General features: G+C 69.7%; 18 protein-coding genes. 3 read left to right on the top strand and 15 right to left on the bottom strand.

The features are described from left to right. Positions 1-22 precede the first annotated feature (22 nt). The 10 genes from ACIBQ1_RS45460 to ACIBQ1_RS45415 form a co-directional block, all read right to left on the bottom strand. Positions 23-1,006, bottom strand: a complete 984-nt coding sequence (locus ACIBQ1_RS45460) for a TerC family protein (protein WP_397287303.1) — start codon at positions 1,004-1,006, stop codon at positions 23-25. Positions 1,007-1,183: 177 nt separating this feature from the next. Further along, entirely contained in the window at positions 1,184-2,263 is a 1,080-nt protein-coding gene (locus tag ACIBQ1_RS45455; RefSeq protein ID WP_397287301.1) for a glycosyltransferase family 4 protein, read from the bottom strand. Positions 2,264-2,314: 51 nt separating this feature from the next. Next, positions 2,315-3,922, bottom strand: a complete 1,608-nt coding sequence (gene murJ / locus ACIBQ1_RS45450; RefSeq protein ID WP_397287299.1) for a murein biosynthesis integral membrane protein MurJ — start codon at positions 3,920-3,922, stop codon at positions 2,315-2,317. 73 nt (positions 3,923-3,995) lie between these two features. Then, on the bottom strand, positions 3,996-4,859 hold the full coding sequence (locus ACIBQ1_RS45445) for a hypothetical protein (protein ID WP_397287297.1): 864 nt from the start codon (positions 4,857-4,859) through the stop codon (positions 3,996-3,998). Position 4,860: 1 nt separating this feature from the next. Further along, positions 4,861-5,838 carry a copper transporter gene (locus ACIBQ1_RS45440; RefSeq protein WP_397287295.1) on the bottom strand — a complete coding sequence of 326 codons (978 nt, stop codon included), beginning with the start codon at positions 5,836-5,838 and terminating at the stop codon, positions 4,861-4,863. After that, complete coding sequence (gene steA / locus ACIBQ1_RS45435; protein ID WP_397287293.1) at positions 5,835-7,031, bottom strand: putative cytokinetic ring protein SteA; 1,197 nt, start codon at positions 7,029-7,031, stop codon at positions 5,835-5,837. Before steA ends, ACIBQ1_RS45440 begins: the two co-directional genes overlap by 4 nt. Positions 7,032-7,104: 73 nt before the next feature. Beyond that, entirely contained in the window at positions 7,105-8,814 is a 1,710-nt protein-coding gene (gene recN / locus ACIBQ1_RS45430) for a DNA repair protein RecN (protein WP_397287291.1), read from the bottom strand. A 105-nt stretch (positions 8,815-8,919) separates the two neighbouring features. After that, positions 8,920-9,819: an NAD kinase gene (locus tag ACIBQ1_RS45425; protein WP_397287289.1), complete on the bottom strand. Its 900-nt coding sequence runs from the start codon at positions 9,817-9,819 to the stop codon at positions 8,920-8,922. Further along, on the bottom strand, positions 9,816-10,628 hold the full coding sequence (locus tag ACIBQ1_RS45420) for a TlyA family RNA methyltransferase (protein WP_397287287.1): 813 nt from the start codon (positions 10,626-10,628) through the stop codon (positions 9,816-9,818). Before ACIBQ1_RS45420 ends, ACIBQ1_RS45425 begins: the two co-directional genes overlap by 4 nt. After that, a complete protein-coding gene (locus tag ACIBQ1_RS45415) occupies positions 10,625-10,786 on the bottom strand; it encodes a hypothetical protein (RefSeq protein WP_397287285.1) in 162 nt (53 codons plus the stop codon). The genes ACIBQ1_RS45420 and ACIBQ1_RS45415 overlap by 4 nt, the downstream gene beginning before the upstream one ends. 128 nt (positions 10,787-10,914) lie before the next feature. Here ACIBQ1_RS45415 and ACIBQ1_RS45410 point away from each other — a divergent pair, with 128 nt between their 5' ends. After that, positions 10,915-11,262: an SCP2 sterol-binding domain-containing protein gene (locus ACIBQ1_RS45410; protein ID WP_397287283.1), complete on the top strand. Its 348-nt coding sequence runs from the start codon at positions 10,915-10,917 to the stop codon at positions 11,260-11,262. A gap of 622 nt (positions 11,263-11,884) precedes the next feature. Here the strand turns inward: ACIBQ1_RS45410 and ACIBQ1_RS45405 are convergent. Both ACIBQ1_RS45405 and ACIBQ1_RS45400 read right to left on the bottom strand, forming a co-directional pair. After that, positions 11,885-12,856 (bottom strand): HAD-IIA family hydrolase, encoded by a 972-nt coding sequence (locus tag ACIBQ1_RS45405; RefSeq protein WP_397287281.1) that lies wholly within the window; start codon positions 12,854-12,856, stop codon positions 11,885-11,887. Between the two features lie 1,054 nt (positions 12,857-13,910). Further along, the gene (locus tag ACIBQ1_RS45400; protein ID WP_397287279.1) at positions 13,911-14,393 is read right to left on the bottom strand and encodes a tetratricopeptide repeat protein; all 483 of its coding nucleotides are present in this window, start codon (positions 14,391-14,393) and stop codon (positions 13,911-13,913) included. Between the two features lie 59 nt (positions 14,394-14,452). On the opposite strand from ACIBQ1_RS45400, the gene ACIBQ1_RS45395 reads away from it, so the two are divergent. After that, positions 14,453-16,369, top strand: coding sequence for a DUF1015 family protein (locus ACIBQ1_RS45395; protein WP_397287277.1), 1,917 nt, complete (start codon positions 14,453-14,455; stop codon positions 16,367-16,369). 471 nt (positions 16,370-16,840) lie between these two features. Here the strand turns inward: ACIBQ1_RS45395 and ACIBQ1_RS45390 are convergent, their stop codons facing one another. Then, positions 16,841-17,260 (bottom strand): single-stranded DNA-binding protein, encoded by a 420-nt coding sequence (locus tag ACIBQ1_RS45390; protein WP_397287275.1) that lies wholly within the window; start codon positions 17,258-17,260, stop codon positions 16,841-16,843. Between the two features lie 110 nt (positions 17,261-17,370). On the opposite strand from ACIBQ1_RS45390, the gene ACIBQ1_RS45385 reads away from it, so the two are divergent. After that, complete coding sequence (locus ACIBQ1_RS45385; protein ID WP_397287273.1) at positions 17,371-18,306, top strand: MBL fold metallo-hydrolase; 936 nt, start codon at positions 17,371-17,373, stop codon at positions 18,304-18,306. Positions 18,307-18,979: 673 nt separating this feature from the next. Here the strand turns inward: ACIBQ1_RS45385 and ACIBQ1_RS45380 are convergent. Beyond that, positions 18,980-20,146 carry a hypothetical protein gene (locus tag ACIBQ1_RS45380; protein WP_397287271.1) on the bottom strand — a complete coding sequence of 389 codons (1,167 nt, stop codon included), beginning with the start codon at positions 20,144-20,146 and terminating at the stop codon, positions 18,980-18,982. Next, positions 20,056-21,567 carry a hypothetical protein gene (locus ACIBQ1_RS45375; RefSeq protein WP_397287269.1) on the bottom strand — a complete coding sequence of 504 codons (1,512 nt, stop codon included), beginning with the start codon at positions 21,565-21,567 and terminating at the stop codon, positions 20,056-20,058. Before ACIBQ1_RS45375 ends, ACIBQ1_RS45380 begins: the two co-directional genes overlap by 91 nt. Positions 21,568-22,539 lie beyond the last annotated feature (972 nt).

Raw genomic sequence — 22,539 nt, 5'->3', positions numbered from 1 at the left:
AAGCGCCTCGAAGCCCTTTTCGCTAGACCTGCTCCGGGTGCGTTTCCTCGCCCTCGCGCGCGTCGATGCGGGCTTTGACCAGGCTCGCCACGGTGGTGATGACCATGGTGGCTCCGATGACCGAGAGCGACACCCAGATGGGAATTTCTGGCGCCCAGGAGACATGGCTGGCGTGCAACGCCTCCAATATCAGCTTAACCCCGATGAACCCCAGGATGAACGCCAAACCGTAGCTGATGTAGACCAGTCGCTGCAGCAGCCCGCCCAGCAGGAAGTAGAGCTGGCGCAGCCCCATCAGGGCGAAGGCGTTGGCCGTGAAGACGATGAAGGGGTCCTTGGTGAGCCCGAAGATCGCCGGAATCGAGTCGAGCGCGAACAGCAGGTCGGTGCTCCCGATCGCGACCATCACGATGAGCATCGGGGTCACCATGCGCCTGCCGTCGATCTTGACGGTGACCTTGGAGCCGACGTACCCGTCGGTGGTGGGGAAGGCCCTGCGCACCCACCTCAGCACGACGTTCTCGTTGAACTCCTCTTCCTCGCCCTTGAGGTGCTGCCGGACGAGGTTGATCGCGGTGTAGACGAGGAAGGCGCCGAACACGTAGAAGAGCCAGCTGAAGCGCTCCAGCGCCGCGGCCCCGAGCGCGATGAAGACGCCGCGCATCACCAGCGCGAGCAGGATGCCCACGAGCAGCACCTTGTGCTGGTACTCCCGGGGGACGGCGAACCTGCTCATGATGATGAAGAAGATGAACAGATTATCGACACTCAAGCTGTATTCAGTGATATAGCCGGCGAAGAACTCACCGGCCCTGTCTCCTCCGACCGAGGCCCACAGAAGCACCCCGAACACAACGGCGAGGGCGACATAGAACGTCACCCAGTAGCCGGCCTGCCGCATGGAGAACTCGCGGGCTTCCCCACGGTCGACGATCCACAAGTCGATGGCGAGGACGACAAGGAGACCGCCGATCACGGCGATCCAGGCCCACACGGGTACAGTCACTTCAAGACCTTCCGGCATGCACGACTCATTGCCGGAGGTCTCTCCCGCCCGCTCACAACCGCGGACCGGCAGCCCCGGGGGCCCCGTGGAGCGGGGCTGCACCGTGATGACGAGGCTGTCGCGAAGGGATACTCCCCTCCCTAACCCAGGCAGTATATGAGAACCGTTCGGCGCGGCCTAATCATCCTTTGGATCTCGACCTTCGTAAACTGCCAGCACGCTCTCGACGGCGTCGTCGTCCCCGGGCATCTCCCGCCCCCTCCGCGCGGCCACCGCGGAGAGCGTTTCCGCAGCTCCCGGCGCTACAAGCGCCTGTACGGCCCCGCGAAACCCATCGACGTCCCCGGCCCGGACCAAGATCCCAGCATCTCCCAAAATTTCTGGAATCCCACCCACATCTGAGGCGATTGCCGGAGTCCCCGACATGAGTGCTTCGCGCAGGGTCAGCGGCTGGCCCTCCCACCGGCTCGGCATCACCAGCGCGACGGCGGCGCCGAGCAGGTCGGGCACGTCGTCCCGGTTCCCCAGCAGCACCACGGGCAGCCGCTCGGCCTCGATCCTGCTCTGCAGCTCCCCGCGCAGCGGCCCCTCCCCCGCGACCACGAACAGCGGCTGCTCGGACGGCCACGGCCCGGCGGCGACGTCGAGCAACGTCTCAAGCCCCTTCTGCTGGGCCAGCCGGGCGATCGTCAGCAGCACCGGCCGGTCTCCCGCGTCCAGTTCGTCCCTGACCTCCCTCGGGGTTCGCCCCGCCGGCCGGAGCCTGGGCGCGGGCACCACGGCGGCCCGTACGTCACGCGCGCCGAGCCGGGCCATGCCCGCGCCGAGGTCCGGCGAGACGACGAGCACGTGATCGGCCCGACGCGCCACGATGCGCTCCAGCACCCCGTAGACGAGCCCGACGAATCCTCCGGCGGTCAGCGCGTTGTGGAGGGTGACCACCAGCCGCGGCCCGCCCGTCTTCCCGAGGGCGGCCAGCGCCCCGGCCCGCAGTCCGTGGGCGTGCACGATGTCGGCGTCCCGGGTCAGCCGCCTGATGGCCAGCGCCGTGCGCAGGTCGTTCGCGGGGTGCGGCCGGTCCGAGACGGCCACCGCCGAGAACCGCGCCCCGGCGCGGGCGTAGGAGAACTGCTCCTCGACGCTGGGCGGCCCGATGACGACCACCCGGTGCCCGCGCCGCACCAGCCCCTCGACCAGCATCCGGACATACCGCCCGGTGCCGCCGGACGTGGTGCCCAGCACGAAAGCCACCCGCACGACCCGCTCCTTTCTCGCCGCTCCCGGCCGCCGGGCCGTGGAGCGGCACGCTCAGCCCGATCCGCCCCGGCGCAGCAGCCCGGCCACGGCGTCGGCGTCGGCCCGATCGACCAGGGCCACGACCACGGCCCCCACCACCAGCGCGACGACGGCGGCCAGGACGGTGGCCCACACGTTGGGCCAGATGCCGCTCGCCCCGACCAGCTCCACCGCGCCGGCCCCCGCCAGGTAACCCAGGAAACCACCTGCGGCCGCCGCGGCCACGGCCCGGGCCAGGCCCGCCACCGCGGCGCTCCCGCGGGCGCGGACCACGGACCCGAGCAGCAGCGCGCCGCCCACGCTCATGCCCACGCTCACGCCGAGCGCCAGGCCGCCGATCTTCCAGGGTCCGGGCAGCACCAGCGCGAAACCCGTCTGCGCGACCGTCGCCACCACCCACGCCGTCACGGTCCCGGTGGCGACCGCCCGGCCGCGGCCGGCCGCGTAGAGGACCCGGCTCAGGTGCGCCATGAGCCCGTATCCCACCAGGCCCGGCGCGAACAGCGCGATGGCGTGGGCCAGCTCGGGCGGGAGCACGTCGGTCTTGAACCCGAGGAACACCACGGCGCCCGGCCACGAGGCGGCGGCCAGCACCCCGGCCGCCAGCCCGGACACCAGCACCACCGCCCGCGTGGTGCGCGCCGCCAGCTCGGCGAACGCCGCCGGCTCGCCGGCCTGCGCGGACAGCCGGGGGAACGCGCTCGTGGCGATGGGCACGGCCAGCACCGCGTACGGCACCAGGTAGATCGCCCACGCGTAGTTGTAGACGGCGATGGCCCCGCTGCCGATCGCGTTGTTCGCCAGCAGCACCACCACGATCATGGCGACCTGCTGGGCGAGGAGCGCGGCGATCCCGGCGAGGGCGAGCCGGCGCACCTGCCCGGCCACCCCGTCGGGGAACCGCAACGTGGGCCGCCACCTCAGCCCCAGCCGGGCCGTGGGCCCGATCACGGCCAGCACCAGGGACAGCACCCCCAGGCTGGTCCCCAGCGACAGCGCCAGCTCGGCCGGGCCCGGCAGCGTCCCGGGATCGCTGTCGCCGCCGCTGAGCGGCACGAACAGCAGATAGGCCACGATGACCACGATGCTGGACACCAGGGGCGCGACCGCGGGCCCGGCGAAACGCCTGTGCGCCTGCAGCACGCCGTAGAGCACGACGGCGACACCGTAAAGGGGGATCTGGGGCGCGAAGACGACCAGCATCCGGGTGGCGACCGCCGTGACCGCTCCGATGTCGCACCCTTCGAGGCCAGCGCCGAAGAACAGCCCGATGACCGGCCCGGCGAACAGCGCGGTGAGCACGGCCGGCGGGATGAGCACGACGACCACCCACGTCAGCAGCGCCGAGCTGATCCGCGCCACCCGCTCGTCATCCGGGGCCCGGGCGGCCGCGCCCGCCAGCACCGGGACGACCATCCCGGCCAGCGCCCCGCCGACGACGACCTCGAACACGATGTTGGGGATCTGGTTGGCGGTCATGTAGGCGGTCGCGAGGCAGTTGGTGCCCACCGTCTGCGCGAAGGCGTACTGCTTGGCGAACCCGGCGACGCGGGCCAGCACCGTGATGGCCCCGATGAGCATGGCGCCGCCCGCGACCCCTCGCGCCGTCACCACTGCCACCCGGCCTCCCCAGCCCCGCGTCCGATCGCGCCGACGCAGAACATCCTGGCAGGTCGTACCGACAAACGAGCGGTCACACAGGGTCGACCGGACGGCGGCCGAGCATGTCGAGGCGGTTGAGCACGGGGTTACCGGCGATGACCTTGGTGAAGCTGACCTTCTCCGCGGCGGCGGTCAGCGCCACCACGGTGCCCAGCAGGACGTAACGGCCCGGACGGCCCAGCTTGGTGACGGCGGCGAGCCCGAGCAGCGCGCCCAGGGAGTTGGCCCCGGCGTCGCCGAGCATGGCGCGCTCGCCCAGATCCTCCGGCAGCAGCGCCGCGGCGGCCCCCAGCGGCACGGCGGCCAGTGCCGCCGCGGCGGGCGAGTCGCGGAAGAGGGAGGCGGCCAGCAGCGGCCCGCCGGTCAGCAGGCCCACCTTGACGGCCCGGCCGGGGCGCAGGTCGAAGAGGTTGGCGAGGTTCGCTGCGCCGGCGATGGCGGCGCCGTTGACCAGGGTGTCGACCGGCCCCTGCGAGACGAGGGCGGCGGCGCCGAGCCCGGTCGCGCCGATGCCGAGGATCTTGACGGCGCCGCTGGTGACCTCGCCCCGGGCGAGCGCCGTCAGGTGGCCTTTGAAGCCCTTGGACGACGTGGTGCCGTACAGGTCGTCGTAGGCGCCGAGCGCGCCGCTGCCCGCGCCCGCGACGAGCGCGGCCAGGCGCAGGCGGCCCGGCAGTCCCGGCGTGAGCGCGGCCGCCGTGCTCGCCCCCGCCACGAACGCGGGGCCCTCCAGCAGCGTGATGGGCTCGCCGCGATGGTTCTTGCGCGTCCAGCGGCCGCTCAGGTCGGCCGGCCGGCCGCGGGTGAACGCGGCGTACGCGACGCGCGCCGCCACGGCGCCGATCGCGGCACCGGCGATCGCGTAGAGGAGGCCACGGCCCCGGGTGGCAGGCATGTCAGCTCCCTGACTGGGTGGAGGGGGACGGAGTGGCGGTCGTCACCGTGGGCAGCATCGCGGAGGCGCCCTTGCCGATGCCGTACTGGCCGGCGCGGCCGTTCAGCTGCTCCCGCAGAGAGTAGACGATCGCGACCCGGCCCGCGGGCATGTCGGCGGTATCGACCGAGCTGACCCGCTTGGAGACGTCGCTGTCGTCGCGCAGGGCGCCGATCGGGTCGCCGGGCGCGGCGGGGGTCGCGACGGCCCCGGCCAGCACCATGCCCTTGCCCGCCAGGTCGAGCCCGCCCGCCACGGAGACGAGCGCGCCCGCCTGGACCTCGGCGCTCTCGCCCTCGTACGGCTTCTCCGGCGCGATCATGACGGCGAGCGTGGCCCGCTTGACCGGGTCGCCGTCGATGCTGAGCAGCCCGCCGGTCTCGAAGGAGCTGACGACGTCGGCGGTGGCGGGGTTGGGGGTGTTGGCCTGGGCCTGGTCGGGGGTGACGAAGGCGGCCGACAGCAGCATCGCGGCCCGGTCCCAGGACGTGGCCGTGGCCGGGAAGATCATGTTGGCCGGTTTGAGCTGGTTGACCAGGCCGTCCAGGACGCCGGTGCCCTTCGGGTCGAGAAGCTTCTCCGTCAGCGTGACCCGCCCGGTGATCTCCGCGCCCGCCTGCGTGAGCACCTGCTGCGCGGCCTCGCGGACAGTGGTGCTGGAGCCGGGCGTCTCGACGAGGAGCACCCGCTGGCCCGTCAGGTCGCCGGCCACGAGGTCCGGCGTCAGGGCGGTGATGAGCGCGTCGTTGCCGGACTCGCGGCCCTGGAGCGTGTCGAGCTGCGTCCGCAGCTCCTCCTTCGACTTGGTGAGCTGGGCGGCCACCTCCTGCGCCGACTTGACCGCGGGCTCCTGCAGCAGCGTGGTGCCCAGCACGATCCCCACCGCGAGCGCCAGGAAGATCGCGACGATGGAGACGAGGTGATAGCGAAAATCGATCACGAGAAGAGTCCGACCAGCCAGAAGATGAACGCGTTCCAGGCATCTTGCAGACCGTTCAGCCAGGTCTGGCCGATCGGCGAGAGGAAGAGTGCGACGCTCATCGTGATCAACGCCGTGATCACGAGGAGGAGCAGCTGCGGGGTGGAGATGCGGCTGCGGTAGAGCCTGCTCACGCCCTTGGCGTCGATGAGCTTGCTGCCGATGATCAGCCGCGTGAGGAAGGTGCTGGCCATGCCGGGGCGCCCCTTGTCGAGGAACTCCTCCAGCGTGCCATGGGTGCCCACGGCGACGATCAGCTCGGCGCCCTTGTCGTCGGCCAGGAGCATCGCGATGTCCTCGCTGGTGCCGGTGGCGGGGAAGATCACCGCCTCGCGGCCGAGCTGGTGCACGCGCTCCAGGCCGGGCGCCCTGCCGTCGCGGTAGGCGTGTACGACGAGCTCGGCGCCGCAGGTCAGGGCCTTGGTGGAGACGGAGTCGAAGTCGCCCACGATCACGTCGGGCAGATAGCCGGCGTCCATGAGCGCGTCGGCCCCGCCGTCGACGCCGACGAGGACGGGACGGTATTCGCGGATGTAGGGGCGGAGGGTGGCGATGTCTTCCTTGTAGTGATATCCGCGCACCACGATGAGGACATGCCTGCCCTCCATGGGGGTGCGGATCTCAGGCACGCCGACTCCGTCGATGAGAAGCTTGCCCTCACCGCGAACGTACTCCATGGTGTTGACGGCGAAAGCCTCGATCTGCACGGCCATACCGGCGCGGGCCTCCGCCATGGCCGACTCGACGGCCTCGACGGTCTGCTCCTCGCCCTTGCCGACGATGTCGTCGTCGAGGTAGACCACGCCGTCGTTGACGCGTACGACGTCGCCGTCCTTGACGCGCTCGAACAGCTCCTGATTGACGTTGTCGACGAACGGCACGCCCGCTTCGAGCAAAATCTGTGGCCCCAGGTTGGGGTAGCGACCGCTGATGCCGCAGGCGACGTTCACCACCGCCGCGGCACCGCACGCAACGAGCGCCTCCGCGCTGACCCGGTCAACGTCAACGTGGTCGATAATCGCAATTTCCCCGGGCTGGAGGCGCTTTGTCAGCCTCTTGGTACGCCGGTCGATTCTCGCCACTGCCGTTACACCGGGAAGGTCTCCAACCTTCCGGCCGCGGAGGCCCGGCATCCTGCTTCCCGGAACCTTCATCAAGACCATCCTGCCAGAGCGAAACAGCGCAGAGGCCACGCATTACGCGGCGTGTCCGCTATGTCACCCAGGATCACCTGTCTGCCGCGGCCAGACCGAGGAGTTCTTCGGCGTGGGCCCGGCCCAGTTCGGAGTCCTCCAGGCCCGCCAGCATGCGGGAAAGCTCGCGTACCCGGCCCTCGTGGTCGAGCGTGACCACGCCGCTGCGCACGACGCTGCCGTCGCTCGCCTTCTCGACCACCAGATGCTGGTCGGCGAACGCGGCGACCTGCGGCAGGTGGGTGACCACGATGACCTGCGCGGTGCGGGCCAGCCTGGCCAGCCGGCGCCCGATCTCGACCGCGGCCTTGCCGCCGACACCCGCGTCCACCTCGTCGAACACGAACGTCGGCACCGGGTCCGCCCCCGCGAACACCACCTCGATCGAGAGCATGACCCGGCTCAGCTCGCCGCCGGAGGCGCCCTTGCCGAGCGGCAGCGGCGGCGCGGCGGGATGGGCGGCCATCCGGAGCTCCACCTCGTCGCGCCCCTCGGGGCCGAACTCCTCGCTCTGGCTGAGCTGCACCACGACCCTGGCGTGGGGCATGGCCAGCGCCGTCAGCTCCTCGGTCACGGCCCCGCCGAACCGCTCGGCGGCGGATTGGCGCACCCTGGTGAGCTCGGCGGCCAGGTCGGTGAGCCGTGCGGTCAGCTCCTCGTGCTCGCGGCTCAGCTCCTCGATGCGCTCGTCGTCGCCCTCCAGCTCGGCCAGCCGCGTGGCGGCCTGCTGCGCCCAGGCCAGGACACCGGCGCTGTCTTCAGCGTATTTCCGGATCAGCCCGGACAGCACGGACCGGCGCTCCTGCACCGCGGCCAGCCGCGCCGGATCGGAATCGATCGACTCCGCGTAGGCCGCCAGGTCGGTGGCCACGTCGGAGATCAGGTATCCGGCCTCGGCCAGCCGGTCGGCCACGGAGGCGAGCTGCGGGTCGAAGTCGCGTACGGCCTCCACGGCCGTACGGGCCTCGCCGAGCAGCGAGACCACGTCGTGCGGGCCTCCCGCCGCCTCCATGGGGTCGCCGAGCAGCGCGGTGTGCGCGGTGGTGGCGGCGCTGCGCAGCGCGTCGGCGTGCGAGAGCCGCTCCTCCTCGCCGCGCAGGTCGGTGTCCTCGCCCGGCTTGGGGTCGACCTTCTCGATCTCCTCCAGGCCGAAGCGCAGCCGGTCGGCCTCCTGCTCCCGCTCCCTGGCCCTGGTGGTCAGCTCCTCGAGCAGCGCACCGACCTGCTTGTGCCGTTTGTACGCCTGCGAGTAGGCCCGCAGCGGCTTGACCAGATCGTTGCCGGCATAGCGGTCGAGCGCCGCGCGCTGCCTGGCCGGCTGGAGCAGCCGCTGCTGGTCCATCTGCCCGTGCACGGCCACCAGGTCGTCGGCGAGATAGGTCAGCGTGCCGACGGGCACCGTGCGGCCGCCGAGCCAGGCCCTGGACCGGCCCTCGGCCGAGACGGTGCGCGAGATGATCAGCTCGCCGTCCTCGACCTCGCCGCCGATGTCCTCGACCTGCTGGGAGACCCGGCCGCCCGACTGGATGACCAGCGTGCCCTCGACGCTCGCCCGGTCGGCCCCCGGGCGGATGCGCGAGGGGTCGGCCCGGCCGCCGAACAGCAGCCCGAGCCCGGTCACGACCATCGTCTTGCCCGCCCCGGTCTCACCGGTGACCACGTTGAAACCTGGCGAAAGCTCGAGGACGGCCTCGTCGATGACGCCGAGCCCCTGGATGCGGACCTCCTCGACCCTTGGTCGCACTGCCCACTCCCGTTCACTGCCGTGTCTGATGGTCACCCGCGTAGTCTCCGAACACGTGTGCCAACGTGTGCCCAGGCGATCCTACGCGGTCCCGCCTCCATTGACTCAGGGTCGCACCCTTCCGCGCCAGCCCTGAACAGGTAGCTCGAACTTGGCGACCAACCTGTCGGTGAAGGGCGCGCCGCTGTTCTCCACGCCGTGCAGCCGCGCCAGGCGTACGGGCTCGGCGCCTCTGCGCACCTCGACCCGCGAGCCCGACGGCAACTCGAAGCGGCGCCGCCCGTCGCACCACAGGACCCCGCCCGGCGTGTCGGGCAGGATCTCGACGGCCAGCGTGGAACGCGGCGAGACCACCAGCGGCCTGGCGAACAGCGCGTGCGCGCTGATGGGCACCATGAGCAGCGCCTCCACCTCCGGCCAGACGACGGGTCCGCCCGCCGAGAAAGCATAGGCGGTCGAGCCCGTCGGCGTGGCGCAGATCACACCGTCGCACCCCCACCGCGACAGAGGGCGGCCGTCGATCTCGGCGACCACTTCGAGCATGCGCTCCTGCTTCTCGACGGTCACCTCGTTGAGCGCCCACGTGTCGGCGATCACCCGCCCGTTCTGCCGGGCGAGAACATCGATCGTCATGCGCTCCTCGACGTCGTAGCGGCCCGCCACGACGCTGTCGACGGCCTCGGCCAGGTCGGCCACCTCCGCCTCAGCCAGGAACCCGACATGTCCGAGATTGACCCCCAGCAGCGGCGTGCCTGCCGGCTTGGTCAGCTCGGCCGCACGCAGCAGCGTGCCGTCACCGCCGAGCACGATCATGACCTCGGCGTCCTTGACCGCGCCCGGGTCTCCGGGCACCGCCTCCACTCCGCCGCAACCGATCTCGGCGTACTCGGACTCCAGAACCCTGACGTTGATACCGGCATCCACCAGCCGGTTGATGACCAGGCGAGCGCTCTCCACTGCGGCGTCACGCCCGGTGTGTACGGCGACCAGCACGGTCCGTTTCATTGCGGCCCTTCCGCGACGGCACGCTGGATCTCGGCTTCGAGGTCGGCGACAGCCGGCTCGCCCTCCCCTTTGCCCAGCCAGAGCAGATATTCGACATTTCCCGATGGTCCCGGCAGCGGGCTGGCGGTCACACCGCGCACCGTCAGCCCCAGCTCCTGGGCCTTGGCGGCGGCATCGCTCACCGAACGCCTGCGCAACTCGGGATCGCGCACGACGCCACCCGCCCCGACGAGGTCCTTGCCCACCTCGAACTGCGGTTTTACCAGCATCACGAAATCGGCCCGCGGCGCGGCGACCGAGGCCAGAGCGGGCAGCACCAGCCGCAGCGAGATGAACGACAGGTCGCCCACGACCAGCGTGGGCGGCTCGCCGACCATCTCGGGGGTCAGGTCGCGTACGTTGACGCGCTCCATCACCGTCACCCGCTCGTCGGTACGCAGCGACCAGGCCAGCTGGCCGTAGCCCACGTCCACGGCGAGCACGTGGGCGGCGCCGCGGCGCAGCAGCACGTCGGTGAACCCGCCGGTGGAGGCGCCCGCGTCGAGGCAGCGCCGGCCCTCCACCCTCAGGCTCTCGAACGCCTCCAGCGCCCCGAGCAGTTTGTGCGCTCCTCGCGAAACATAGTCGGGCCCGTCCTCCGACTCGGCGACCACGATCGCGGAGGCGGTCTCGACCTGGGTGGCGGGCTTGCGCGCCGCCTGGCCCCCGACGCTGACCCGGCCGGCCTCGATGAGCTGGGCCGCCTGCTCGCGCGACCTGGCCAGGCCGCGGCGCACCAGCTCGCTGTCCAGGCGGAGGCGTCGGCTCACTGCTCTTCCACTGCGGTGGCCAGCGTGGACTCGAGCCCGGAGAACGCCTCGTCGAAGACCTGCACGTGCTCACTCACCGGCAGCTCGCCAAGGTGGCCCAGACCGGCCACGATGGCATCGACCCGCTCGTCGCCGGTCTCCTCCGGCAGCTCACTCATGACTCGACGGTAACGCCTCCCGCGAGCGCCCGGGACCTTGGCAGGCGTGTCACGCGTTGAAGCTCATACGGGGGTGCTACTGATGTGGAACGCTACCGTCCGCAAAGGGAAATGAAAGGATGCGCATCATGGCAAGCGTCGAGGAGTGCCGGGCGGCACTGGCCAAGCTCGTCGCCCAGTTCGACGAGATCGACGAGCAGGATCGTGCCAAACACGTGGTCGAGCGGACGGTCAGCTGCCGGGTTCCCGACCTCGACGTGACCTTCTACGGCCGACTGCACTACGGGGGGCTCGACCCGTTCACCGAACGTCCACCGGCGGGCGGCAAGCCGGCGGACGTCAAGCTCACGATCGCGAGCGACGACCTGATCGCCCTGGTGGACGGCGAACTGGACCTCGGCCGCGCACTGCTCGGAGGCCGGGTGAAGATCGACGCCAGCTTCGGCGACCTCCTACGCCTCCGCAGACTCCTCTAACGAACCCACCCCACCCACCTGACCCCTTCAAGGCCAAACCCACCGAACCTGTTCACGGCCAGACCCACCCAACCCGTTCACGGCCAGACCCACCGAACAGCTCCGAGGCCATACCCACCCCCCGACCACCATCCCCCGAACCCACAAACACCAGCCGCCCTTCAAGGACGGCTCACCACCCACCGCCCCGCCCCCGCACCCAACCCAACCAGCCGACGATCACCGACCACGACCAGCAGGCGATCCTCCCTGACGGAGAAACAAGGCAAGATCGACGATCACGGCCCTCCAACAAGAACCCCAACCATCACGCCAACCCGCCCCCAACAAACCCACCATCCCCCACCCAGACCAGCCCGCAACGTTCCACGAGACCGACACGTAACGCTCGGCAGGGTTCCCGTGCATCTCCCATGGAGACCGGCGAGGACCCCCTCCACGAGACCGACGCACAACACTCAGCGCGACCGACGCACAGCGCTCAGCGCGACCGACGCCCACACCCACCACAAGGCCAGCCCACAACGCCCACGAAGGCCGACAAGCACCCCGTCCACGAGACCGACGCGTCGAACTCAACGCGACCGACGCGGCCGCAACGGGGACCTAGCCGCGGCGAACCTCAACCCAACCGATCCAGCACGGGCTTCACGGCATCCTCCTCGACCCGCCCCTCGCCGGCCCCTGCCCAGGCCGCGTCGCAGGCGGCCCGCAGCCCATCGATCCGGTTCCCCTCACCATCGAGCCGCAGCACGCCGTCCTGCCACCGTGCCCGCCAGCCCCCGCAAGCCCCATCCCGCACCTCGGGATACGCCTCCAGCAACGAACGCAGATCCTCACCCACATAGGTGGGCCGATGACGCGGCTCCGCCGTCAGCACATCGACAGCCGCCGCCACCCCGGTCAGAACCAGCAGGCTCTCAACCCCCGCATTGGAAGCTCCCTCGATATCGGTGTCCAACCGATCCCCCACGACCAGCGGCCGCCGCGCCCCCGTACGGATCATGGACTCCCGATGCAACGGCGGATCAGGCTTACCCGCATAAACCGGCTCAACCCCGGTAGCCGCTGCGATCACCCGAACCATCGCCCCGTTCCCCGGCAACTCCCCCCGCCCCGTGGGCATCGTGCTGTCCCCGTTGGACGCCACGAACAACGCCCCCTGCCGTACCGCCAACGCCCCTTCCGACAGCAGCCCGTACGACAGACCGGGCGCGATCCCCTGCACCACGGCGACAGGCGACTCGGCGGCGGTCGAAACCGGCCGAAGCCCCCGAGCCCGTACGGCCAGCCGCAACCCGGACCCACCGACGACGAGCACGTTCGACCCAGGCGGCACCCGTTCAGCGACCAGCCGGGCAGCGGCCTGAGCAGAGGTCACCACGTCGTCGGCCGAGGCCGGCGCCCCGAGCTCACGCAGGTGAGCGGCGATGGCAGCAGGCGTACGAGAAGCGTTGTTGGTCACATAGGCCAACCGCACGCCACGCCGCTGAGCCTCCTCCAACGCCTCCGGTGCCCCCGGCACCGCATGACTGCCCAGGTAGACCACACCGTCGAGGTCGAGCAGCAAGGTGTCATAGCCGTCGATCAGCACAGCGCCTCTCCCTTTTGTCTCTCACGCCGCGTGCGACTTTAGCGCTGCCCCCACACTCACCCTCACAAGGCCAACCATTTCCGCGCCCCATCTCCCCGACCCGACCCGACAACCCCTCACCCACCCAACCCTTCAACGGCACCCACTCCCACAACGCACCAAGGGCCTTCCGCCACCGACACAACCCGGAGCCCCGATCACCCTCACCGCATCAGAGCCCGGCACAACCAACACCCCCGACTCCCCACCACACCCACATCTCACCGCGTCAATCCCTGACACCACCAACACGCCCAGCTTCCCCCAAACTCACACCCTCACCACACCCAGCCCCAAGCCACACCAGCCCCACGCCACACCCACAGCCCCTCACCACACCCAGCCCCTCAACGCCCAGCCCCCGCCACACCCACACCCACACCCACACCCACACCCACACCCACACCCACACCCACACCCACACCCACACCCACACCTGGATCATCACGACACCCAGACCGTCATCACATCCAGATCCTCACCAAGCAAGCCCTCACGCCACCAGCAGTCCTGACCCCCAACACGCCCACACGCTCACCGCATCACCCCTCCACGGCCAGCAGCGCCCGCAACTCCCCATCACATCCGCCCTTCACCCCGCCGAAGCTCCCCACCGCCACTGCTCTGGTTGTCATCAACACCGACACCCCCTGGACGCCAGCGGTCCGCATCCCGAGTCAGGTGTTCCACAACCACGAACCCCACCCATGAAGCCGAAGCAGCCTTCACCCGTGCCCTCGCACGAGACCACTCAACGCCACCCCTCGCAGCGCCATAACCTTGCCCGACCACCCAATGCCGCATGAGACCACGAGCACGACAAAAGCGCCGCCCAACCATGCATTAGCAGGCCGAACCGCGCGTAAGGCTCCGGTCGGTCAACACCCAACCTCAAACGGAACGACGCAAGACGTGGCTCAACGGACGCACCCACGCCACAACGACACACGTTCAGAGATCCAAAGAGGAAGACTGCCGGAGACCGGAGCGGCCGCCACCACCCCACGCTCTCCGATTACATTTCGCGACGAGCCCGCAAGGTAGCGCGAACACTCTTCAAAGCCGACACATAATGCCGCTCATCCGGCCGCATGGCCACCGCTATGGCCAGGGGCTCCTGCGCCCCCTCCACATCCCCGGTCCGCCACAACGACAGCCCCAACCCAAAGTAGGCATAATCCTCTGCCGGATTAGCATTCACGATCTGCCGAAAACTAGCGGCAGCCTCCGCGTACTGCCGCGAATTGAACTGCGCCCGAGCCAACGCCTCCAGAATGCTGCGCGATTCAGGCTCAACCGCGGCGGCACGCTCCAGCAACGCGGCAGCGGCAGCCGGACTGCCCTCTTTGAGCAACCTCACCCCACGCTGATACCAGTCGTAAACACCGCCCCCGGGAGCACCTGAATTCTCGTTCTGAACGTTTCCGTCGTGGGCCATGCGTGAGGACTCCTTCATCGCTGAACGACGGCCCGCTTCGCCCTGCTGCGGAACGGGCACGGGCTGCAACCATGGGGCGACTTCCGGAAGGCACAAGCATTTATGGGAGCATGCCCGGTATGGGGATTCCTGAACTGCCGATGCCGGACGGGCTGGTGCTGCGACCCTTCCGAGGGGTACGTTTCGCCGTCGAAGATCCCGCCAAGGTGACCTCCCCACCATACGACCTGATCTCCGACGCCGACGTGGACGCCCTCCTGGACTCCCATCCGAACAACGTCGTCCGCCTCATCCTTCCCCGCTCCCCTCGCGGCGATTCCTCGGAGCAACCACCAAACCCCCATCGGCAACAGGAATCAGACCATGCACCCCGCGCCCGCACCGCGGCCCACCATCCCCCGGCCGACGGCGAACCGGCCACCGCCCAACAGCAAGCGCCCCCTCCTGCCACCCCGTCCGACGCCGGGCTCACAACCCGCTACGCCGGGGCACGGGACACGCTGAGGGCCTGGCTGGACGCGGGTGTCCTGGTGCCGGACGAGGTTCCGGCGCTCTATGTGTACGAGCAGAGCGGACCGAACATCCTGCAACGCGGCTTGATCGGCGACGTGGGCCTGGTCGATCCGGGACAGCGCATCATCCTCCCCCACGAGGACGTCATGCCAGGCCCCATCGCCGACCGGCTCGCCCTCATGAGCACGACCAAGGCCAACCTCGAACCCATCTTCCTCCTCTACAACGGCGACAACGGCGCGGCCACACGCCTGGTGGACGAGGTGGCCTCAACGCGACATCCCCTCGTGACCGCCCACACCGAGGACGGCCTCACACACCGCCTGTGGGCCATCACGGACACGTCAGAGATCGACGCGATAAACGCCGATCTCCACGACCGCCAGGCCCTGATCGCCGACGGCCACCACCGGTACGCGACGTACCGCGTGCTCCAACGCCAGGAGCACGCCACCCACCGCTCCCGCCAACCCGAGCCGTCATTCCCCGCTATCTCCCCTCGACCTGAGCCGTCAGCCCCCACTACCTCCCCTCGACCCGGACCGTCAGCCCCCGCCATCTCCCCTCAGCCCGAGCCGTCGACTCCCACCACCTCACCGCAGCCCGAGCCGTCAGCCCCCACCACCTCCCCTCGACCCGAGCCGTCAGCCCCCACCACCGCGCGACCAGTCATCGCCCCAGAAGCCCAGCAACCCACCACCGCACCGGGGCAACTCCACATCCCGTCCGAAGCCCCGTCATCTCCCTCTCCCGTCGAGTCAGCGGCTCAGCCACCTCATCCCGTCATCCCTTCAGCGGCACAGTCATCCCCTTCCGCCAAGCACATTGATGTTGAGGAGAAACCGCCGGCTCCCGGTGTCCACCGTGTCTCCGACACCGTCGGCGCCCCCGATGTCTCCAGCGAGCCCGGATCTGAGCGCTCCAGCGGCAGACCTTCAATGCCAGAACCCTTGGTCGGGCCATGGGACTTCGGGCTGGCCCTGCTCGTCGACTCCACCGCATATCCGCCCAATCTGCAGGCCATCCACCGCGTCATCCCCGGCCTCCCCCTCGCCGAGGCGGCCGCCAAGGCCAGGGCCGCGTGGCAAGTGCATGACTTCGACGACTTGGCGCAGGGTCTGGCCGCGCTGGAGAAGGCTCCAGAGCCGGCCTTCCTGCTTGCCGGTGAGGCTGGCATACACCTGCTCACCGACCCCGACCCGGTACAGCTCGCCCGCGCCATGCCACCCGACCACTCCGACCGCTGGAACTCCCTCAACACCTCCGTCCTGTCGGAGTTCGTCCTGCCCAAGGTGTGGGGCATGCGCGACGACGAGCAGGCCGTACGAATCGTCCACCACAACACGGACGCCGCAGTGCGACTGGCCATCCGCACCGGCGGCACTGCGGTGCTCCTCAAGCCGCTCGCGGTCGGTGACGTCCTGGCTGTCGCGGCAGGCGGCGAACGAGTCCCCCGCAAGTCCACCTCCTTCGGCCCGAAACCCAGGACCGGCCTGGTCCTCCGTACGTTCGCCATCGACTGACGCAACCGTCTCCTCCCAATTGCGACCCGCCAGCACGGCCATCCACCAACCGGATAACTCCTGGGTCGAACGACTCCACTCAATGGCTGCCGGCACTACCGCTGGCCACGCGAGGCGTACGCCGCACCCGGCCAAGGAAACCTACGTCTGCGGCGGCCGACCCGCCGCTCCAGCACGGGGACGCCGTCCATGGCCGGGCAGACCTCAGGGGAACGCGCCCACGGCGGCCGGCCCACCGCCCGGCATGAGGAGGGCCATCCGCAGCCAGGCAGACCTCACGGAACACGCCCGCGCCAGCCAACCCACCGCCCCAACACGACGACACCGTCCACGGGCCAGCAGACCTCAAGGAACCTACGCCCGTGGCAGTGAGCCCGCCGCCCCGCGCCGGGACGTAGTTTGCGGCCGGGCGAGGCTCGTTGGATTTCGGCATCGCGCTCGGTTCTCGGTGGCCGTGGCGTGGCGGGTGGGTCAGCTTGCTGGGGCGAGGTAGACCACTTGGCGGGGGATCAGGGCGGCGAGGCTTCCGTTGGGGCTGTGGGTGGGGTCGTCCGGGAGGTCGTTGGGGAGGGGAATGTCGGCTTCGTACGGTCTGGCGGAGCTGACCTCCACCTCGTACCGCCAGATCTTGGCCGCGGACGGGCCGAAGACCCGACAGCGGAAGGACCCTGTCACCTCCATGTAGTCGCGGGGTTTGAGGCCGCGGACTACTGTTGCCGTCTCCGGGTCGAAGGTGACGCACGGGATGCTGTCCGTCAGGGCGGCTCCGCGTCGATTACGGCGGCGGCGCACGATGATGCGCCACTTCGCCACGGTGTCGCCGCTGGGCAAGGAGTGCTCCTCGACCCCCGCCGACAGCCGGCCTACCAGCAAGACTTCGTTGCGATCCACTGTCGTCCTCCTATCGGTGCTCTGGTGGAGATCACTATCTACGATGAGAGGGAGGCCGGATCGGCTGGAATGCCGTTCTGGGGACAGTGGCTGGAGGCTCGGGAGTTCCTGTGGAAAACATCACCGCGTTGGGCGGCGACGTCTACGAAATCGACACCAAAATGGCTGGATACACGGGTATCACGGCCGGCTATCTGATTCTGGGAGATCGGCCGTGTCTCGTGGAGACCGGCACTTCGACCTCGGCTCCTGTGGTGCGCGACGCGCTCGCTTCACTCGGTGTCGGCCCAGAGGACCTGGCCACCGTCGTGGTAACGCACATTCACCTGGACCACGCGGGTGGCGTGGGGGACATCGCCAAGTTCTTCCCGTCCGCGCAGATTGTCGTACACGAGAAGGGCGCCCACCATCTGGCTGATCCGTCGCGGTTGATGGCCAGTGCGCGGATGGTGTGGGGTGACAAACTCGACACGCTTTTCGGCGAACTGTCTCCCACCGAGGCCGAACGCATCGTGGCCCTCGGCGACACCGGAGCCATCGACCTGGGCAACGGACGCACGCTGAACAGCCACTACTCACCCGGCCACGCGAAACACCACGTGGGCCTGATCGACTCCGCCACCGGCGACCTGTACGTCGGCGACGCGGCGGGCGTCTACCTTCCCGAGACGGGTGATCTCCGTCCGGCCACGCCGCCGCCGGACTTCGACCTGCAGACGGCGCTCGACTCGATCGCGTTGTTCGGGGCGCTTGGGCCGCAGCGGTTGCTGTTCAGCCACTATGGGCCGGTCGATGCGGTACAGGAGACCTTGGAGCGGTCTGCGGACGAGCTCCGCGTCTGGGTTGATCTGACACGACAGGCTCACTCTGAGGGGTTGGATCTAGACCATGCTGTCGCCATGGTGAGGGATCGCACCAAGGATCGCTATCGCGCGTTGGAGGCTGGTGACGGGGACGATGGGACGGCTGAGCAGTTCGAGCTGTTGAGTGGTGCTCCGTCGAATGTGGCGGGCATCCTCCACTGGCTCAACCGCGTCTCACCGTAATCGCCTGCTCCGGGAGGTCCGGGGTGACGGGGGCGGGCGGATGCCTCCGTCGCCTGATCGTCAAGCACGCCCCGAAGTCGTACGGGTGCCGGGCTTCTCGGCCCCATGCGCGTGCGGGTACTCCGCGCTGCTGTACACGCGCTGGACTCAATCGCTGTACATGCGCGTGACTCAGCCGCTGTGGGTGCGCGGGACTCGTCGGCGTCAAGTCCCTGCAATCCCGCGTGCACATGGCTCCTCGCTCATCAACAAGTGCAGGATTCCTCACGGCTGGACGGGCGCGGAACTTCGGGTGTTCCGCTGCGTCCCTAAACGTGGGCTTGGCCCTCCGTTCCGTACGCGAGCTGAGGGGCTCGCCATCAGACGCGTGCGGCACTTCTTGCTATCGGAGATGTTCAGGATTCTCGCCGCCACACGATTGCGCGGCTTCACGCGGTCAAACGCGTGCGGACGCCGGGTCGACAGATGTGAGCCGGTTCCAACATGGCATACGCGTGCTCGGCCTGCTTGCCGTAAATCGGGTGAGAGATCCTCACGATCATCCGTGCGGGATCCTCGGCGATCAGCAGGCACGGGTGTTCGCCGGCGGCCACCTGCGCGTCCCCGCCGTATCGGACCGTTTGACCGTCTTGTGGTGACGGTAGCGGTCCGGGTACAGCGGGGACGCGTGGTGTCAGTCGTCGGACTTGCGCTTGGAGTCCGAGGCGGGTTCGTCGGACTCGTCGATGAGCGTGTCGCCGAAATTGGGCTCGATGAACGCCGGGGTGATGCCCGGCGCCTCTGCCTGCTTCGCCGCCTCCGGAGCGGTCCGCTGCTCGTCAGTGCCTTCCGGAGTGTCGGCGGGACCGGGCTGCTCGGGCGCTTCGGCCGGGGCTGCTTGCGGTCCACGGTCCGACGCGTCCGCCGTCGGGGCCGCCTCTCGCGACTCCTGACCCTGTACGTCCGCCGAGGCCGGGAGCGCTTCTCCCGACTCCCGATCTGATGCGTCCGCCGAGGCCGGGGCGGCCTCTTCTCGCGGCTCCTGATCCGATGCGTCCGCTGAGGTCACGCCCTGCGGCTCCGCGTCCAGAACGTCCCCGAAGGTCGCGCCCTGCGGCTGATCCTCCAGAACGTCGGCCGGGACCGCCTCCTGCGGCTTCTCCTCGACTGGAGCCGTTTCCGGTACGTCGTCGGCGTCGGTCCGCGCCTCGTCCGCTACGTTCTCCGGGGAGTCCAGGAGGTCACCCGCTTCCGCCAGGGCGGTCGCGTCGTCCACGTCCTCGGCCGCCTCAGCTGCTTCGGCCGCGCCAGCGTCGTCGAAGTCGTCCTCGTAGTCGAATTCTTCCTCGACGTCCTCGATGACGGACCCGGTCAGCTCGGCGTAGCGTTCGGCGGCGTCGGTCTCCCCGTCCTCGTCGAACGCCAGCGCTCGCCCGAACCAGTCCGTGGCCGCCTCCTGGTGCCCGGAATCGGCCAGAGCGTCCGCGTATGCGAACGCCAGCCGCGCCGACCACGGCCTGGGCTGCGGGTCTCGCAGCTCGGGGAGGCGCTGCAGGGTGATCACGGCGGCGTCGTGCTGGCCCAGGTCGCGTCGAGCGCCGGACTCGACGATGGTCAGCTCGATGCGTCCGGCTCGGTCGAGGCGTTCGGCCTCCGGCGAACGTACGAGGTCGAGCGCGCGCTCCGGACGGCCGAGACCGCGCTCGCAGTCGGCCATGACCGGCAGGTACGCGTCAGATCCCGTCATCCTCCTGGCAGCGCGCAGATCGCTCAGCGCCTCGGAGAAGTGTCCCGCGCGGTAGGCGACGATGCCGGCCGCCTCCCGTACGACGCCGATCCTGGCCGCGAACCGCCGTGCCACCTTCGTGTGCTCGTGCGCCCGGTCGGGGTCGTCGTCCTCGAGCGCCCGCTCGGCGGCGACCAGGTGCCGGCCCACCAACTCGGCGAGATCACCGGGAAGGGAGCGCAGCTCCTCACGGACTTCCTTGTCGAGCTCGTCCGCGGTGATGTCGGGCGCGATCTCGGGCAGCTTCTCGCGCGGGGCCTCGGCCTCGCGGTCGGACCTGCCGTACCTGGCGCGAGTGCCCGAAGACCCGGGACGCTCGTCGCGGTCGTCCCGCGAGAACGGGCGCGAACCTTCGCGGCGGGGACCATAGCCCCCTTCACGACGGTCACCACCGCCACGTGGGCCACGGTCGCCCTCGCGCCTGCCACCGAATCCGCCCTCACGACGCGGGCCCCGGTCCTCACGGAACCCGCCCTCACGGCGGTCGCCGAACCCGCCCTCGCGGCGCGGACCCCGATCCTCACGGAAACCACCCTCACGGCGGTCGCCGAACCCGCCCTCGCGGCGCGGAGCGCGATCGTCCCGCGAGAACGGACGCGAACCTTCGCGGCGGGGACCGTAGCCACCCTCACGCCGATCGCCGTAGCCGCCCTCACGGCGGGGACCACGATCATCCCGATCCCGGAACGGACGACGCTCGTCACCCTCACGACGCGGACCGCGATCGTCGCGGAAACCGCCCTCACGGCGCGGGCCCCGATCCTCACGGAAACCACCCTCACGGCGGTCGCCGGACCGGGCCCCGCCGAAGCCGCCTTCCCGGCGCGGGCCGCGGTCCTCACGGAACCCGCCCTCACGACGAGGTCCTCGGTCGTCACGGAAACCGCCCTCACGGCGCGGACCCCGATCCTCACGGAAACCACTCTCACGGCGGTCGCCGTACCTGCCTTCGCGCCGATCGCCGTAGCCGCCCTCACGGCGGGGACCACGATCATCCCGGTCCCGGAACGGACGACGCTCGTCACCCTCGCGACGCGGACCGCGATCGTCCCGGTCCCGGTAAGTACGACGATCGTCACCACGGGGTCCACGATCGTCACCTTCACGCCGGGGGCCGCGGCTGTCCCGGAAGCCACCGTCACGGCGTGGACCGCGATCGTCCCGATATCCGCCGCCTTCGCGGCGCGGACCCCGATCGTCACCGAAACCGCCCTCACGACGCGGCCCCCGGTCCTCACGGAAGCCACCCTCGCGGCGTGGGCCGCGGTCGTCACGGAAGCCGCCTTCCCGGCGCGGGCCGCGGTCCTCACGGAATCCACCCTCGCGACGAGGCCCTCGGTCGTCGCGGAAACCGCCCTCACGCCGATCGCCGTAGCCGCCCTCACGGCGGGGACCACGATCATCCCGGTCCCGGAACGGACGACGCTCGTCACCCTCGCGACGCGGACCGCGATCATCCCGGTAGCCGCCGTCGCGTCGCGGCGTTCTGTCTCCACGATCGTAGGAGCGCGACCTGTCCTCGGAACGGAACGGACGGTCGCCGCCGGAGTCTCGTCCGCGAGAGCCGTATCCGCCGCTCCCTCTGTCTCCGCTGGAGCGCCTGTCCCCGGAGTCGCCGCGCCCGCGCTGTCCGCCGTCCGATCCGTTTTCTCTGTTCACTTCTGGTCCATTTCGTTGGCTCACCCAGCGGACTCACAACGACGGTCCACCGTGGCTGGTCGCCGCCCTCGGGCCTTACGCGACGAAGGCCACCCGTGGGGGTGGCCCGGTTCCTCCCAGCCTAGCAAGCCGCAGTACGTCCATGAGCCCGGACGCAAGCCACATATTGACGGGACCACAAACGCTCGGTCAGCGAGAGTGCTCGCTATGTCACCACGCTTCCACAAAATGATCCGAGTCCCGCTCCTCTTGACGGACGACAAGCTCGATTCGCCGGCTGCTCTGCCCGCCTCACTCCGGGAGCTCGCCTGCTGGACCTTGCCCTCAGCGCGTATCCGGGGTGGTCGGCGTAGACGCCATCAAGGTCATTCTGAACGCCGCCAGAGATCGGCTCGACGGGCTCGGAGTCAATTGAAATCAAACCCTGTCGCCGCCTTGCCGGAGCAGTCGATGTCTGCCTCTTATCCAAGGCGAAGATGCTCGAATTGCGGAACGATGCACAGCCACAAGGATGAGCGGAACAGCACACTTACAAATGCGCAGCACCCAGACGTCGACGTAGGTGGCAGGTGCCGATACAAGGTACGCGGGTGCCGTCGGCTGACCGCGCTGGACAGCACCGCACAGCGCAACCCAGGCCTGCCGACACAACAAAAAGGGGGCCCGACGCACACGGCGTCGAACCCCCTCACAAAACAAGAAAGGCCCCACGCCCAAGCGTGAGGCCCTTCTCCAAAGATTGTCCGGCGGCGACCTACTCTCCCACACCCTCCCGAGTGCAGTACCATCGGCGCAGAGAAGCTTAACTT

This window comes from Nonomuraea sp. NPDC050153 (genome assembly GCF_044460125.1).
GTDB lineage: Bacteria > Actinomycetota > Actinomycetes > Streptosporangiales > Streptosporangiaceae > Nonomuraea.
The sequence above is the reverse complement of the archived record's forward strand: the minus strand, read 5'-3'. Positions and strand labels throughout refer to the sequence as shown.

Bases quoted from the DNA above. Each gene is read 5' to 3' on its own strand.
- ACIBQ1_RS45445 (WP_397287297.1), bottom strand. From the start codon at position 4,859: ATGCCTGCCACCCGGGGCCGTGGCCTCCTCTACGCGATCGCCGGTGCC.
- steA (WP_397287293.1), bottom strand. From the start codon at position 7,031: ATGAAGGTTCCGGGAAGCAGGATGCCGGGCCTCCGCGGCCGGAAGGTT.
- ACIBQ1_RS45425 (WP_397287289.1), bottom strand. From the start codon at position 9,819: ATGAAACGGACCGTGCTGGTCGCCGTACACACCGGGCGTGACGCCGCA.
- ACIBQ1_RS45415 (WP_397287285.1), bottom strand. From the start codon at position 10,786: ATGAGTGAGCTGCCGGAGGAGACCGGCGACGAGCGGGTCGATGCCATC.
- ACIBQ1_RS45410 (WP_397287283.1), top strand. From the start codon at position 10,915: ATGGCAAGCGTCGAGGAGTGCCGGGCGGCACTGGCCAAGCTCGTCGCC.
- ACIBQ1_RS45395 (WP_397287277.1), top strand. From the start codon at position 14,453: ATGGGGATTCCTGAACTGCCGATGCCGGACGGGCTGGTGCTGCGACCC.